Annotated in this window: 16 protein-coding genes; 5 read left to right on the forward strand and 11 right to left on the reverse strand. The window is 49.7% G+C overall.

Annotation, left to right across the window (positions count from 1 at the left end; all coding sequences use genetic code 11):
• Positions 1–74 precede the first annotated feature (74 nt).
• On the reverse strand, positions 75–659 hold the full coding sequence (gene flhC / locus WC7_RS12055) for a flagellar transcriptional regulator FlhC (RefSeq protein ID WP_085951062.1): 585 nt from the start codon (positions 657–659) through the stop codon (positions 75–77).
• Positions 656–997 carry a flagellar transcriptional regulator FlhD gene (gene flhD / locus WC7_RS12050; RefSeq protein ID WP_016153444.1) on the reverse strand — a complete coding sequence of 114 codons (342 nt, stop codon included), beginning with the start codon at positions 995–997 and terminating at the stop codon, positions 656–658. Before flhD ends, flhC begins: the two co-directional genes overlap by 4 nt.
• Positions 998–1,789: 792 nt before the next feature.
• Here flhD and uspC point away from each other — a divergent pair.
• On the forward strand, positions 1,790–2,218 hold the full coding sequence (gene uspC / locus WC7_RS12045) for a universal stress protein UspC (protein WP_016153445.1): 429 nt from the start codon (positions 1,790–1,792) through the stop codon (positions 2,216–2,218).
• A 17-nt stretch (positions 2,219–2,235) separates the two neighbouring features.
• Here the strand turns inward: uspC and otsA are convergent, their stop codons facing one another.
• The 6 genes from otsA to WC7_RS12015 all read right to left on the reverse strand — a co-directional run bounded on the left by otsA (position 2,236) and on the right by WC7_RS12015 (position 9,104).
• Positions 2,236–3,657, reverse strand: coding sequence for an alpha,alpha-trehalose-phosphate synthase (gene otsA, locus WC7_RS12040; RefSeq protein ID WP_016153446.1), 1,422 nt, complete (start codon positions 3,655–3,657; stop codon positions 2,236–2,238).
• Positions 3,632–4,435: a trehalose-phosphatase gene (gene otsB / locus WC7_RS12035; RefSeq protein ID WP_016153447.1), complete on the reverse strand. Its 804-nt coding sequence runs from the start codon at positions 4,433–4,435 to the stop codon at positions 3,632–3,634. Before otsB ends, otsA begins: the two co-directional genes overlap by 26 nt.
• A 175-nt stretch (positions 4,436–4,610) precedes the next feature.
• Positions 4,611–5,597 carry an L-arabinose ABC transporter permease AraH gene (araH, locus tag WC7_RS12030; RefSeq protein WP_016153448.1) on the reverse strand — a complete coding sequence of 329 codons (987 nt, stop codon included), beginning with the start codon at positions 5,595–5,597 and terminating at the stop codon, positions 4,611–4,613.
• 14 nt (positions 5,598–5,611) lie between these two features.
• A complete protein-coding gene (araG, locus tag WC7_RS12025; protein WP_016153449.1) occupies positions 5,612–7,126 on the reverse strand; it encodes an arabinose ABC transporter ATP-binding protein AraG in 1,515 nt (504 codons plus the stop codon).
• A gap of 115 nt (positions 7,127–7,241) precedes the next feature.
• Positions 7,242–8,231: an arabinose ABC transporter substrate-binding protein gene (locus tag WC7_RS12020; protein WP_003034602.1), complete on the reverse strand. Its 990-nt coding sequence runs from the start codon at positions 8,229–8,231 to the stop codon at positions 7,242–7,244.
• 315 nt (positions 8,232–8,546) lie between these two features.
• Positions 8,547–9,104: a DJ-1/PfpI family protein gene (locus tag WC7_RS12015; RefSeq protein ID WP_016153450.1), complete on the reverse strand. Its 558-nt coding sequence runs from the start codon at positions 9,102–9,104 to the stop codon at positions 8,547–8,549.
• A 553-nt stretch (positions 9,105–9,657) separates the two neighbouring features.
• Between WC7_RS12015 and WC7_RS12010 the strand changes: the two genes are divergently transcribed.
• Positions 9,658–10,161: a non-heme ferritin-like protein gene (locus tag WC7_RS12010; RefSeq protein ID WP_016153451.1), complete on the forward strand. Its 504-nt coding sequence runs from the start codon at positions 9,658–9,660 to the stop codon at positions 10,159–10,161.
• A gap of 138 nt (positions 10,162–10,299) precedes the next feature.
• Here WC7_RS12010 and WC7_RS12005 read toward each other — a convergent pair whose 3' ends face one another.
• Positions 10,300–10,551, reverse strand: coding sequence for a DUF2766 family protein (locus tag WC7_RS12005; RefSeq protein ID WP_016153452.1), 252 nt, complete (start codon positions 10,549–10,551; stop codon positions 10,300–10,302).
• 128 nt (positions 10,552–10,679) lie between these two features.
• Here WC7_RS12005 and WC7_RS12000 point away from each other — a divergent pair, with 128 nt between their 5' ends.
• On the forward strand, positions 10,680–12,101 hold the full coding sequence (locus WC7_RS12000; RefSeq protein ID WP_016153453.1) for an MFS transporter: 1,422 nt from the start codon (positions 10,680–10,682) through the stop codon (positions 12,099–12,101).
• 33 nt (positions 12,102–12,134) lie between these two features.
• Here the strand turns inward: WC7_RS12000 and WC7_RS11995 are convergent, their stop codons facing one another.
• Positions 12,135–12,773, reverse strand: a complete 639-nt coding sequence (locus WC7_RS11995; protein ID WP_016153454.1) for an RpiB/LacA/LacB family sugar-phosphate isomerase — start codon at positions 12,771–12,773, stop codon at positions 12,135–12,137.
• 268 nt (positions 12,774–13,041) lie between these two features.
• Between WC7_RS11995 and WC7_RS11990 the strand changes: the two genes are divergently transcribed.
• Positions 13,042–13,377 carry a YecR-like family lipoprotein gene (locus WC7_RS11990; protein ID WP_016153455.1) on the forward strand — a complete coding sequence of 112 codons (336 nt, stop codon included), beginning with the start codon at positions 13,042–13,044 and terminating at the stop codon, positions 13,375–13,377.
• A gap of 194 nt (positions 13,378–13,571) precedes the next feature.
• The gene (gene ftnA, locus WC7_RS11985) at positions 13,572–14,069 is read left to right on the forward strand and encodes a non-heme ferritin (RefSeq protein ID WP_016153456.1); all 498 of its coding nucleotides are present in this window, start codon (positions 13,572–13,574) and stop codon (positions 14,067–14,069) included.
• A gap of 45 nt (positions 14,070–14,114) precedes the next feature.
• Here ftnA and WC7_RS11980 read toward each other — a convergent pair whose 3' ends face one another.
• Entirely contained in the window at positions 14,115–14,354 is a 240-nt protein-coding gene (locus tag WC7_RS11980; protein ID WP_016153457.1) for a YecH family metal-binding protein, read from the reverse strand.
• Positions 14,355–14,424: the final 70 nt, after the last annotated feature.

Consider the following 14,424-nt stretch of genomic DNA (forward strand, 5'->3'; position numbering starts at 1 on the left):
AACTCGAGGTCAGGACAAAAAAAAGCAGCGGTAATCGCTTACCGCTGCTGGAGTGTTTGTCCACACCGTATCAGTTAAACAGCCTGTTCGATCTGTTCATCCAGCAGTTGTGGAATAATATCGGCAGCATTCTGGGAAAGTTTACGTCTTTTTACGGCGCGTGATGGCGGTTGGCATAAACTGCAGGCAAAGCTGCCTGCGGGTTGGTGAGCGTGGGTAATAAAATTCCCACCGCAGCAATTGCATCGGGACAACTCCAGCAATCCGCTGTCGACAAAACGCACCAACGTCCATGCGCGAGTTAACGCCAGCAGTGGCCCTTCTTCTGGCTGCGGGCACTGCTCAAGGTATAAACGATACGCTTTGATCACGGCATCCACGCCGCTGCACAAACCAGTTTTGAGCAGGAATTGCCATGCGTTGCAAAACATCGAAGCATGAATGTTTTGTTCCCACGTCATAAACCAGTCGGTGGAGAAAGGCAGCATCCCTTTTGGCGGAGGGCTGCCGCGTAATTCTTTATACAGCTTGATAAGTCGGCCACGGCTTAATTGCGTTTCGCTTTCCAGCATTTGCAAACGGGCGCCCAATGTGATTAATTCCATTGCTAGCTGGATATCACGCGCTTCCTGAACAATGCTTTTTTCGCTCATCATCAAGCCCTTTTCTTGCGCGCTGCTTCATCGATGTCACTTAACAGTCGCGTTGAAAGCATGATACCGGTATGAATTTGCTGAAGATCGTCAACGCGGGAGTCTTGCGTCAGGCGAGTAACGGTCTGGTGATCGTCGAAACGGAAATGACAGACCAGTTGGTTTGTTTCAGCCAGTTTGACCATTTGTGGAAGTGTTAATGTTGCCAACGTGTCCGCCATTTCTTCGCTGATACCAAGGCGAAACATCGCAGATGCTTTGTCCTGAACGATCAAACGCTGTGCAAGCAATAAATATGACAAATTGATGTCATAGATGTGTTTCAGCAACTCGGATGTATGCATTATTTGCATCCATAATAACCAACATTGTTTTCATGCGGTGAAACCGCACCCCGTGATGTCGCCGGGAAGGCCCGGTAAAAAAAAGCAAAAGGTCAAATACATAGCAGCGTGACGGCACTTACGCGTTGTCTAAACATTCCCTTTTCAGAAAGCCGCGCCCCTTACAAGCTCACATCAATTCTTACAAATGTCTAAGATTTTTCCTAATTCGACGCAACTCTACCCGCCGCCCGTTACACATACAACGTAGCTATGCTGCGAATTTGAAGAATATGTGACATAGATCACATAAACCAGCTAAACACTTAACATAAATCCATCAGCACAGCTTTTACTTTGCTTATTTTTTAATCTCAAGTTCGCCATTTCAATTCCTGACATACGAATATTCTTGCAATAAAAGCGAATAGTATTTTGTTCACAAACGTTAATATCACCTTGTGAAATAGCGAGCTTGATCACATATTTAATGTAAAACACTATTTTAATTAAATCCTTTATAAACAATTACTTAAATATTAAGGGTGATTAATTAATACCGGGTAGTGATAACCCGTTAAATGTTAACTTATGTTAATTTTTAATTAACACATTGTTTTCATTAGCGGTGAGTTTTACTTAAGTAAGCTGAACGTATTTACAACTTATATGACGCAATTATTCTATTTATAAGAATAATTAATGAATAACCATGATGACATTCACACTATCCAGGAAGGAAACGTTGCAGTATGGAGTAAGCTGAGCAATGCTGAGAAACCCTCTCATAATTCTTGAAAAAAGGAGCGAGTTATGAGCTATACACACATTCTTGTGGCCGTTGCCGCCACCCCTGAAAGCCAGCAGTTGTTAGCCAAGGCGGTTTCAATCGCTCGCCCTGTCAACGCTCGTATTAGCCTGATAACCCTGGTCTCAGACCCTGAACTGTATAATCAGTTTGCAGCACCTATGCTGGAGGACCTGCGTGAAGTGATGCAAGAGGAGACTCAGGATTTTATCGACAAGCTCAGCAAAGAGGCACAGTACCCCATTGAGCATACCTTTATTACCTATGGGGCACTGAATGAACATATTCTGGATGTATGCCGTAAACACGCGGTCGATCTGGTCATTTATGGCAACCATAACCACAGCTTCTTTTCGCGCGCTTCCTGCTCAGCAAAAAGCGTAATCGGTGCCAGCCACGTGGATGTTCTGCTGGTTCCACTGGCTGGAGATTGACCTGCGTTTTCTGAGCGTTACGCCAGTTTAGTGCAGGGAGAAACGTTGTCTGGCAATGGCTGTTTACTCTGACGTTGGATAACTTTTTCCAGATCGCAAATGAACCTCGCCTGCCAGTTATCGATATCGTTTTTAATGATAGTTTCGAGCATCTCAGCGTGGCGGGAGATACGCTCAGCAAGCGGCATCGTCAGAGCCTGGTTTAATGCGCCAGCCACTTCGTCGCGGTCATAAGGATTAACAATAAGCGCGGCAGTTAGCTCATTCGCGGCCCCGGCAAATTGTGATAACACCAGCACGCCGGGGTTGGCAGGATCCTGCGCGGCCACGAATTCTTTCGCGACCAGGTTCATACCATCTCGCAGCGGCGTCACCAGCCCTACATCAGAGTAGCGGAAGATTTTCATCAGCAATTTACGATCAAAGTACTGGTTCAAATAATAGAGCGGCGTCCAGCCCAACTGCCCATATTTACCGTTAATCCTCCCCGCTTCAGTCTCCAGTTGGTGCCGAATATCCTGGTAGGCCTGCACCTCTTCACGCGAAGTTGGCGCTATCTGGGTGTAGCGAATTTTACCGTGGTGCTGCGGATAGTGTTCCAGCAGAGCCTCATAGGCCTGAAAGCGCTCCGGCAAACCTTTAGAATAATCCAGACGCTCAACGGAGAAGATATTCTGCACATTTTTGAGTTCTGCTTTCAGTTGCGCCAGCTTCGGCGGCAAAGGTCCGGAAGCCTGGCGGGCGATCTCATCCGGCTCAATACCGATGGGATAGACCTGGGTACGAAACGCTTTTCCCCATGCGCGGTGGTGCTGCTCGCTCTGAGTGGATACCTGAGTCTGGGCTGCCAGGCAATCCAGAAAAGCCTGACGATCGTTCTCGGTCTGGAAACCGAGTAAATCAAAATCACACATCTGCTCAAGTAGCGTCTGATGTGGGGGTAAGGCATTAAAGATTTCCGGTGTCGGAAAAGGGATGTGCAGGAAAAAACCGATACGGTTATTCACGCCGCGTTTACGCAGTTCGCTGGCAAACGGCAACAGATGGTAATCATGAACCCAGATTATGTCGTCATCGTTGAGCAGCGGCAGCAGTTTATCTACCAGCAAGGCATTCACCCGCTGATAGCCCTCCCATGCAGGACGCTGAAACTGCACCAAATCTAGGCGATAATGAAATGCAGGCCATAAAACCGCATTGGAAAACTGGCAGTAATACTCTTCGTAATCCTGTTCACTCAAATTAAACGAAGCCCAGGTAATGTTGCCACGCGTGACTTTTTTTAATGGTTTGTCCTCATTACCCGTGTCCCCACTCCAGCCAAACCATAGGCCACCAGCAGCCTTCAACGCGCCCAGCACACCGACGGCAAGCCCACCTGCGCTCCCTTTGTCATCGGGTGAGGCGATACGATTAGATACTACGACTAAACGACTCATAGCCACCTCTTCTGTTATTCGTTGCTTTCGATTCTTGCTGCGAAGAGTTAATTTGTTCCAGCCAGTGCCAGACATCACTCACGCCATCCAGACGCCATGTCGCCTGCGTCGCTCCATTCCCCACCTTCACGGAAATGCCCCCAGCGCGATTAACCACGCCAAATCCTGTTTCGTCCGTCAAATCGTCACCAAAAAAAACGGGGATCCGTCCGGCAAAAGGTGCTTCCTGCATAAATGCGGCAATTGCGTCACCTTTGTTCGTACCCTTTGGTTTTATCTCCACAACGCATTTTCCGTGCTGTAAAGCCAACTGCGGCCATCTGTGCGTGATGCGCTCAGCCAGATTAATTAGCGCCGCTTCATGTTCCGGGGCCTGGCGATAGTGCAGTGCGAACGCCATCCCTTTTGCTTCAAGCGTTGTACCCGGCATCGTCGCCAAGGCGGTACTTAATAGCTCTCCTGCTTCGCGCTCTATTGCCGCAGCCAGGCGCACTATATGAGTTTGACCATTGATGTCACGGCGCTCTGCCCCATGCACTCCGGCGAGCGGAAAACGAAAGGGAGTGGTAAGCGCGTCAAGCTCAACCATCGAGCGCCCTGAAATCAATGCCAGCGCACCCGCATTATGCGTCGCCAACTGATGTAATAACTGCAGGATTGTCTGAGGGACAACGACCTGGTCTGGATAAGGTTTGATCTCAGCCAGTGTCCCATCGAGATCAAAAAAATAAGCACAGCTTGCAGATTGTTCAGGGGGTATGATCAGTGATGCTGTCACCCGGTTATCCTCCTCATCATGGTCTGTACGCCGCGCGGATCGCGCCGTATATATGATGTATGACGGATATAAGTATAGACAGTGTGACCATGCTCGCCATTTGGAAAAACAATCGCCAGCCGGGTAGCGGCTGGCGATGAGCTAAAGCTAGACTAAAAAGTTGGGGTTAAAATCATCAAACAGTACGCTTCGCTTTTTGCTTGTAACGGTCGAAGATCACCGCCGCCAGCAGGATCAGACCACGTACGACATACTGTGCGAACGGAGAGATGTTCAGCAGGTTCATTGCATTCTCAACCGTTCCCAGAATCAACACCCCGGCTACCACATATGAGATTTTTCCGATGCCGCCTTTAAGCGAAACGCCCCCTAACACGCACGCGGAAATCACGATCAGCTCATAGCCGATTGAGGTCATTGGCTGGCCGCTGGTCATACGAGATGCGAGGATAATCCCGGCGATGGCGGATACCAGCCCGGACAGAATAAAGATAATAATTTTGGTACGAACGACCGGAACCCCAGCCAGACGTGCCGCCTCTTCATTCCCCCCAATGGCCAGCGTGTTACGACCAAACGTGGTTTTATTGAGCAGTAAGCCAAAAACGATGAAACAGACGACCGTGATCCAGATAGGTGCCGGCAGACCAAACCAGTTGGCGTAGCCGAGAGTGAAGAAGCGCTCGTCTTCAATCCCTACCGCCTTACCGTCGGAAATAATGTAGGCCAGACCACGCACAATCTGCATCGTCGCAAGGGTCGTGATTAGGGCGTTAATTTTCAGCCGCGCAATCACGAACCCATTCACCAGACCACATAGAATACCGAGCAGTAGCCCGGCAGCCACGCCAATCCACAGGCTTTCGGTCATATTAATGACCACGGCTGTAGTGACCCCGGCGCAGGCAATCACGGAGGCAACAGACAGGTCGAAGTCACCGGATGCCAGGCAAAACAGCATCCCACACGCGACCATACCCGACATCGATACCGCCAGCCCCAGCCCCTTCATGTTGATGAAAGTGGCAAAGTTAGGCACAAAGAGGGAACAAACCAGGAACAGCGCGGCGAACACGACCAGCATCCCGTATTGATCCCAAATGCGCCCAAGATTTAGCGCCGACTTTGCAGCACCTGAACCCGATGTTGAAACGGAAGACATCATTCTCTCCTTATTCAGGCTACAGCCTGGCTAACTTTTGGCATAGCAAGGCTTAACGCCTGGCGCTCATCCGCCTGTTCATGAAGTAACTCACCGGCAATTTCGCCTTCTCTCATCACCACGATACGGTCGGCGACACCGAGCACTTCTGGCAGATCGCTGGAAGCAAACAGCACGGCCACGCCGCGCGCCGCGAGGGCATAAATCACGTTATAAATTTCATGCTTGGCGCCCACATCAATACCGCGTGTAGGTTCGTCCAGCAAAATCACTTTCATCTCTTCCGATAACCAACGGCCGAGAATAGCCTTCTGTTGATTACCGCCGGAGAGGTTCATAATCAGTTGCTCCGCGCCCGGCGTTTTAATATTGAGTGAGCGAATATGGTGATCAGCATTGGTCTCTTCCCAGCCGTTGTTGATCACGCATCCGCCCAGAACATGTTTACGACGGGCACTGATGTTGATGTTGTTACGCACCGAATGGACCGGAATGATCCCTTCAGCCTTGCGATCTTCTGGGCACAGCATCATCCCCGCTTCAATGGCGTGGCTCGGTTTACGGATATCAATAGGCTGTTCATCGATAAACACCTGGCCTGCCGTGATACGCGTGCCGCCAAACAGACCTTTCATTAATTCGCTACGTCCGGCGCCCACCAGTCCAAACAATCCGACAATTTCACCACTGCGCACTGATAAACTGATCGGGGTACGCACGCCTGGGGCTTTGACTTCATGCAAACGCAGGCGCTCTGCACCATAAGGTCTGGATTTCCAGCCATAAATATCACCGAGGTCGCGCCCGACCATCGCCTGCACCAGCGCGTCGTGATCGACCTGCTGCATATCCGTGAACGTTTTGACGTAATGACCATCTTTAAACACGGTGATGGCATCGCTAAGGGCAAAGATCTCCTCCATACGGTGCGAAACGTACAGGATGATGCGCCCTTCGTTGCGTAGCTCACGGATGACGCGAAACAGATTCTCAATCTCGCGCGCTGAAAGGGAGCTGGTGGGTTCATCAAACGCGATAATTTTGGCGTTGCGCGCCAGCGCTTTCGCAATCTCCACCATCTGCCATTGACCAATGGAGAGGTATTTCAACGGCGTATCGGGATCGATATCCATGCCCAGATGCTTGAGCTGAAGCCCCGCTTCATAGTTCAGCAGCGAGCGGTTCACAATCCCGCCTTTGTGCGGCATCTGCCCTAAATAAATATTCTCGGCAACGGTCATTTCCGGGACGAGATGCAGCTCCTGGTAAATAATGGCAACACCGGCGTTCAGCGCGGCATTGGTGTCCGCAAACGAAACCTCTTGTCCACGGATCGCCAAAGATCCCGTCGTTGGCGCATAGTTGCCGCTGAGAATTTTTAATAGTGTTGATTTCCCGGCGCCATTTTCGCCCATCAGCGCATGCACCTGACCGGCATAGCAGTCGAAACTGATATCCGTGAGCGCTTTAACGCCGGGGAACGTTTTGCTAATGCCGCGAAATGAGAGATACGGGGTAGACTGTTGCATAACGTCTCCGTGAGTCAGATCTTTATGCCGGATAGCGGCTTTGCCTTATCCGGCCTACTGAGTACGCAATTCGTAGGCCGGATAAGACGCGTTGGCGTCGCATCCGGCATTTGTGTTATTTACCGCCTAAGCCTTTCTTCGCCAGTTCTTCTTTAAAGTTATCGCGGGTAATCAGCACCACATCCGTCACTTCAGTAAACGCCGGTGGCTCTGCACCTTTCGTTACCCAGTTGTAGAGCATCTCACTTGATTTGTAGCCGTGAACGTCCGGGCTTGGCAGGAGTGAACCGTAGAACCCGGTCGCTTCGCCTTTGGAGAGTTCGCTCACGGCATCAACGCCGTTGATGCCGATACCAATCACATTCGGCGCTTTGAAGCCTTGCCCTTCGGTCGCACGTACGCCGCCCAGCACGGTGTTGTCGTTCATGCCGACAATCAGCCAGTGTTTGACTTCAGGGTGCTGAACCAGCATGGAGTTAGCGGCATCGAATGCCCCGGGGATGTCATTCGATTTTGTGGGGACCTGGTAGATCTGTTTTTCCGGGAAGCCTGCGGCTTTAAGCGCTTCCATTGAACCCGATGTACGGCGACGCGCGGTATCGAGTTCATTCGCGGTAATGGCCATTACGGCTGTGGATTTCACATCCCAACCGCGCTTTTGCATCTCCTTATACAGCTCCTGGCCCTGGCGCTCACCAATTTTGGTTGCAGCCATCATCACCAGCGGCACGGTATCCATCGGCTTACCTTTGGCGTTAGCAAACTGGTCGTCGACGGCAATGACTTTCATATCGTAGCCACGCGCCTTGGCCATAATGGCAGGCCCGAGTTTGGGATCCGGCGTACAAATCACAAACCCTTTTGCGCCACTTGCAGCCAGGCTGTCGATGGCGTTAAGGGTCTTCTCACCATCCGGGACGGCAATTTTAATCACCTCAAAGCCAAGGTCTTTACCGGCTTTATCGGCAAATTTCCATTCAGTCTGGAACCACGGTTCTTCCGGTTGTTTGACCAGGAAACCGAGCTTCATGGATTCAGCGATAGCGGATTGTGACATAATGGCAGCCAGACCGATGGCAGCCAGCGCTTTAGTGAATTTGTGCATGGTTAACTCCAGCTTTAACGTTCTTTTATGTAGGGTAAAATCAGACGATTTTTTGTAATTCGGACGTAAAACAAGGCATTACCTTTTAGTGATAAGATCAATGCCAGTGCTGAGAGTAGTTTTAGCGGGAAATTGATTCTCCATAAGAGAGCGGCATCACACCACAGAATTACAGTAATTGCGTACATAAATTCAGCGGGAAATGACATAAAAAAACGCGGTTTTGTCGACGGGAAAAAAGAGGGATAGCAGATTAATCCATAACATCAGCCAACGAATCCTTGTTCCCGAATACCGAAGCATTCGGGAACATGATTACCATCGGTAATAAATGTGGTCAGCGTGATCGCGAACCGGAATGTCATCTCCCAGCAGGCGCGCCGCAAGCGTCAACGCAAAATCGAAAATATGCCCTAATCCTTTGCCGCTAATCAGATTGCCATCTTCAACAACCGGCGCATCGATATATTCCCCGTCCGTGACGTTTTGCCACAGATCTCCTGAGCAAACATAGCGACGCCCCTTCAGCAGACCGTTGCCGCCCAACACGCGCGCGGCCGCAGAACATACCGGGCAAATGAGCTTTCCTGCCTGATCATGACGAGATACAAACTGGATGACCGCATCACTGGCGGCAAGATTAACGCTGCCCTGCGGCCCGCCTGGCAATACGACGGCATCGTAGAGATATGTCTGGCGCGCGGCCAGCGTGCTATCCATCACCATCGGTACGTCATGATAACTCACCACCGCACGTGACTCTGCGCAGGCCAGGGTTTCGACTTCGATATTCAGGCGACGCAGAATATCAAGGGTAACAATCGCCTCCGCCTCTTCAAAAGCGGGTGCCAGCAGCACCGCAACCTTCTTCATATGTAACTCCTTGCTTAATCCACATAAACGAAACAATTAATGACGACCAGTGCAGACTGTTAAATTTCTCAATTTGATTAAAACTGATCTGGCGCAAAAAATTAGCCATCAGATAATTTGTACTAATCCATCCCAATCGTGAAATTGCCATTCTACTTGGACAGATAATCATCAGATGCCAGACAATACCTTATTGTGGAATTTAATTTTGTGATATGAAACACCATTTCATTATCATGAAAACCATTTAATGACAGAAATTTCAACCCCTTACATTCATGTCATCTATATGCCAAAACAGCAGTAGCATGAATATTGTTATGACAATATGTAAAAAAACATAAATACGCAGATTTAAGGATTTTCTTATACCAGGGCAAGCGTTATGCTGAATCTCGATCGGAGCGAATATAATTCGTGATCACTAAAGGACCGGCGGAACGGATTTATTCTGCTAACAGTTTTAATTGTACGTAGAGGTGAAGTGCAGCGGCAGCCCGCTGTACTGGCGTGAGTAACGTACATCCCCCTTTCTGGAAATAAGGATATTGATATGGCTGCAGTTGGAATTGTTCATAAACTCAATACACAAATGAATCTCGAGTTCTACGCCTCGAATCTTTACCTGCATCTCAGCGAATGGTGCTACGAGCATAGCCTGACAGGTACAGCCACGTTTCTACGCACGCAGGCGCAAGGTAACGTGACTCAAATGATGCGTATGTTCAATTTTATGAAAAGTGCCGGGGCTAATCCCATCGTCAAGGCCATGGATGTGCCGGGTGATGAACTGAGTTCCCTTGAAGAATTGTTTCAGAAAACGTTGGATGAATATCAACAGCGCTCGAGCAAGCTCTCGCGTTTAACCAATGAAGCTGAAGCATTAAACGATGCGCCAACCATTGATTTTCTTCACGATCTGGAAAAAGAGCAGCAGCAGGATGGCGTGCTGTTACAGACGATTCTTGATGAAGTCCGCAGCGCCAAACGCGCGGGGTTGTGCATGGCGCAAACCGATAAGCACTTGCTCAACGTCGTTAACTACCAGCATCACTAATCTTCAGTTTTCATCGCGTTAATGCCGGATAGCGATGCTGCGCACCTTATCCGGTCAACCTCTGATTTTCCCTGGCACGCGCCTCCCATTCTGCGAGGCGCAAAAAAACCTTTCTAAAACCTGAAACAACGGTTTATTTTAGTGGGATTCGTTCTGCGGCGTGAATTTCAACTCGATCAAGGCAACCGCTTTTTGTATTGCGCGCATAGTGACCGGATCGGCCCCTGCAGGATGGCTGGAAAAATCGATGTTTTTCAGTTGGCTGGACATTTTTTCCCGAACTTCTACCGGGGCAATAACATCAAGAACATCCAGAATTTGCTTGATAACCAGCTGACAGGCAACAACGTCCGAGAGCAGTTCCTGATCGGCATTCAATGTTTGGGACATAGTGAGCTCCTTATAGAAAGGTCGTCATAGTACCTATTCAGCGATCGAAACGATAGCCGCGCACACATTACAAATGCGCTGAAAATAAAAAAGGTCCAGTCAGTTTCTTTTGAGATGGCAAGCACAACATGAGTGAACAGTTAGCGGTTGAGAACCAACGCGGTCTTTCCCCGGCAGCATTACTTGTTGCCGGGGCTTTCTTTATGGAATTTATTGACGGCACGGTGATTGCCACAGCCCTACCCGACATGGCCAAAAGCTTTGGCGTACAGGCGGTAGACCTGAACATTGGTATCAGCGCCTACTTGATCACCCTCGCGGTGCTTATCCCCGCCAGCGGCTGGATTGCGGATCGCTTCGGCGCCCGAAAAGTGTTTACCCTGGCGCTGGCGATTTTTACTCTCGCTTCGGTTTTATGCGGTTTGTCCGAAAGCCTTGAGAGCTTTGTAGCAATGCGAATTTTACAGGGTGTGGGTGGCGCGCTAATGGTTCCTGTTGGCCGTCTCGCGGTACTGCGCACCACGCCTAAACATCAGTTGATCACCGCCATAGCGACCCTGACCTGGCCCGCGTTAGTCGCGCCTATCATCGGACCACCGCTTGGAGGATTCATTACCAGCTATGCTAACTGGCGTTGGATCTTCTTTATTAACGTACCGCTGGGAGTTTTGGCGATCGCGCTGGCGCTACGTTTCATCCCGGATATTCATGACGACGAGCGCCGTCCATTTGATATAGCGGGTTTTATCGCGACCTCTGTTGCGATGGTTAGCCTGGTGTATGCCATGGAGTTACTGGGAACCCAGCAGCCGCAGGGCTGGCTAACCGCCGGGCTGCTGGCGCTAGGAACCGCGACCTTTCTGTTTGCCCTGCATCATTTTCGTCGCACTACCTGGCCGATGATTCGTCTTGATGCCATGAGCGTCCCTACTTTTCGCGTCACCCTGTACGGCGGGTCGCTATTTCGAGCCTCTATCAGCGCTGTGCCATTTCTGCTGCCGCTAATGTTCCAGGTAGGTTTTGGCATGAACGCTTTTCACGCGGGTTCGCTGGTTCTGGCGGTGTTTGTGGGCAATCTGACGATAAAACCTGCCACCACGCCGTTGATACGCTGGCTGGGCTTTAAGAAACTGCTGTTAATCAACGGTGCGTTAAACGTCCTGGCGCTGTTGGCCTGTGCATTAATTACGCCGCAGACCCCGGTGTGGGTTATTTTGTTGGTGTTGTATCTGGGCGGCGTGTTCCGCTCAATTCAGTTTACCGGTATCAGCACGCTTGCCTTTGCGGACGTCCCCGGACCACAAATGAGCTACGCCAATACGCTGTTCAGTACGGCAACACAATTAGCGGTAGGCCTGGGCATTTCGTTGGCCGCTATCGGGATCCGTATCGGTGATGAGGTGAGTGAATGGCTGGCGCTAGGCAATATTCCGGGGATCAGTTTCCGGCTGGCCTTTGTCGCTATTGCGATTATTTGTCTGGTAGGTATGGTTGATACGCTGCGGCTTGCCCATGATGCTGGAAGCGCGGTTTCTAACAAGAACAAATAGCCCGGCAGGCGAACACCGCCGGGCCAACAGGATTTAGCCAACTATCTCGCGTACAAACGCTTCGATCGCTTTGTCCTGGCAGTTTTCAAAGAAGCACTGCTGGAAGCGCGGACCAGATACGGCGGTTTTTACCAGTTCAGGATCGATAGCGCGCAGAGTGTCCAGATAGTTTTCTTTTACCACCGCCGCTTTCACCTGGTTCAGGATCCCCGCGTTACGCACCTGCGGCTCTTTACGCTCTGGTGGATACCCTTCGCCGTTACGACCAGTGAATGCTTTTTCAAACATATAGCGCACATTCAGCTCAGCACCCCAGCCAAAACCTTTGGCGAATGCCAGAGAAAGCGCATTCCCGTTGTTGATCTGAGAGAACAAGAATGCGTCTGCCGGATCGAGACAGTAACCGCACACCACGCCCGGATGTATATTCAGTGACATCATTGCCCCCTGACCCGTACCGCAACCCGTAACCACAAAATCCACGGCTTTGGAATTGAGCAGGATGCTGGCCATAATCCCTAAATGGATGTAGGTCAGATGATGGTCATTTTCGTCGCTCATCCCGACGTTATACACTGGAAAACCTTTCTCATCCGCAACGGCTTTAAGCTCGTTATGAATGATGGCATTTTTGCTTGCCTGGCTGTTTTCCATCATCAATGCAATTTTCATTCTGTAATCTCCTGAATGCGCTGCGGAGGCCCGCTGAAAGTCATAACATTCAGGCCACATTACTATTTTGCAAACTCACTTTCAAATTTAATGAAATTTTGTTTTATAAAATAATGAGGTGCTCACATTTTTCCTGAGACAGCTCAGAATAGCCTCAATAAAATGACGTCGTTGCGATTAATCGCAGGTGATCTTCAGGCTATTCAAGCCATTGATGCGCCACCACATATGCCATGATAGCCTATCTCCGAACTTTCAGAGCGATCATATGAAGACCTTTATCCTTGCCCTTTTGCCGCTCGTGCTGACAGGATGCACTATTACTAAACAGGCGCAGGTCAGCGAAGCCAGTGCCATCACCGGCGTCGTTCGCCTGACCTACAACCAGGCCATGCTACAAACGGCGCGTACCGATGATTACGTGACCCAAGGTACAGCCACCAAAGAGTGTCAGCGCCTGGGTTATGCCAACGCAATGGCGTTTGGTCAGCCGGTATCAACCTGTAGCGTATATGCCGGTTCTCTGTGCTTAAATACCAAAATCACGCTCGCCTGGCAGTGTCACGGCGTTGCGGTATCCCAGTCGCCTGCCTTCAATTATTAATATTTTCGACCAGCACATTATTGCTGGTCTTCTGCCTTTTCATTATTTATATTCTCCGCTTAATAGCGTTAATGCGTTTTATTCCCATTCGCATTTTTAATAAATAAATTTATTATTTTACCTTTTGCAAATAATTAAATAACAAATTATAGTGACGCCACGCTAATATATAATAACGTTTGTGGAGCACAGCCATGCTGAAAACAGAAATGATCGACCAACTGAATGAGCAAATGAACCTTGAATTATATTCATCTCTGCTCTACCAACAAATGAGCGCGTGGTGCAGCTATCACAGCTTTGAAGGCGCCGCCGCGTTCCTGCGCCGTCACGCCCAGGAAGAGATGACGCATATGCAGCGTCTGTTTGACTACCTGACCGATACCGGCAGCTTGCCGTGTATTAACACCGTCCCTTCCCCCTTTGCTGAATATGCGTCTCTGGACGAACTGTTCCGTGTTACTTACGAACACGAGCAGTTGATCACCCAGAAAATTAATGAGCTGGCACACGCGGCAATGACCCACCAGGATTATCCGACGTTTAATTTCCTGCAATGGTATGTTGCCGAGCAGCATGAAGAAGAGAAATTATTTAAATCTGTCATTGATAAGTTATCGCTGGCAGGGAAAAGTGGCGAAGGTCTTTATTTCATCGATAAAGAACTGGCTACGCTTGATACACAGAATTAATGTTGTGGGGTAATGAAGGCAACCCGCCATCATTACCCGCTAAAATCAGTGACGGCAGATCTTGCTTTCGTGCGTAGAGAAGCCGTCTTCTTTTGCAATAAACTTTCCCTTCGCCGCTAAAAACGCCACCAGCTCGGCTGCCGACATATCCGCCGCAGAACAGGTGTGAAAACGAGCCTGCTCGCCAAACCGTGCCGTAATCGCCGCTTCAAGGCTGGCATTTGAATACTGCTCGCCAGATTCAATCATCATGTTGAGCACTTCGTGACCGTGAATAGATTCCATACTACCTCCTCAATAAAGTCCGTAGCCTAATGTGAACGGCACGACCTTGCTTTGCGCTAACGCAGGTTTA

This window comes from Citrobacter sp. KTE151, assembly GCF_000398845.1.
GTDB lineage: Bacteria > Pseudomonadota > Gammaproteobacteria > Enterobacterales > Enterobacteriaceae > Citrobacter > Citrobacter braakii.

What these genes read in the sequence shown, in the direction of transcription:
- flhD (WP_016153444.1), bottom strand. Translation starts at nt 997, where the DNA reads ATGCATACATCCGAGTTGCTGAAACACATCTATGACATCAATTTGTCA.
- uspC (WP_016153445.1), top strand. Translation starts at nt 1,790, where the DNA reads ATGAGCTATACACACATTCTTGTGGCCGTTGCCGCCACCCCTGAAAGC.
- otsA (WP_016153446.1), bottom strand. Translation starts at nt 3,657, where the DNA reads ATGAGTCGTTTAGTCGTAGTATCTAATCGTATCGCCTCACCCGATGAC.
- araH (WP_016153448.1), bottom strand. Translation starts at nt 5,597, where the DNA reads ATGTCTTCCGTTTCAACATCGGGTTCAGGTGCTGCAAAGTCGGCGCTA.
- araG (WP_016153449.1), bottom strand. Translation starts at nt 7,126, where the DNA reads ATGCAACAGTCTACCCCGTATCTCTCATTTCGCGGCATTAGCAAAACG.
- WC7_RS12020 (WP_003034602.1), bottom strand. Translation starts at nt 8,231, where the DNA reads ATGCACAAATTCACTAAAGCGCTGGCTGCCATCGGTCTGGCTGCCATT.
- WC7_RS12015 (WP_016153450.1), bottom strand. Translation starts at nt 9,104, where the DNA reads ATGAAGAAGGTTGCGGTGCTGCTGGCACCCGCTTTTGAAGAGGCGGAG.
- WC7_RS12010 (WP_016153451.1), top strand. Translation starts at nt 9,658, where the DNA reads ATGGCTGCAGTTGGAATTGTTCATAAACTCAATACACAAATGAATCTC.
- WC7_RS12005 (WP_016153452.1), bottom strand. Translation starts at nt 10,551, where the DNA reads ATGTCCCAAACATTGAATGCCGATCAGGAACTGCTCTCGGACGTTGTT.
- WC7_RS12000 (WP_016153453.1), top strand. Translation starts at nt 10,680, where the DNA reads ATGAGTGAACAGTTAGCGGTTGAGAACCAACGCGGTCTTTCCCCGGCA.
- WC7_RS11995 (WP_016153454.1), bottom strand. Translation starts at nt 12,773, where the DNA reads ATGAAAATTGCATTGATGATGGAAAACAGCCAGGCAAGCAAAAATGCC.
- WC7_RS11990 (WP_016153455.1), top strand. Translation starts at nt 13,042, where the DNA reads ATGAAGACCTTTATCCTTGCCCTTTTGCCGCTCGTGCTGACAGGATGC.
- ftnA (WP_016153456.1), top strand. Translation starts at nt 13,572, where the DNA reads ATGCTGAAAACAGAAATGATCGACCAACTGAATGAGCAAATGAACCTT.
- WC7_RS11980 (WP_016153457.1), bottom strand. Translation starts at nt 14,354, where the DNA reads ATGGAATCTATTCACGGTCACGAAGTGCTCAACATGATGATTGAATCT.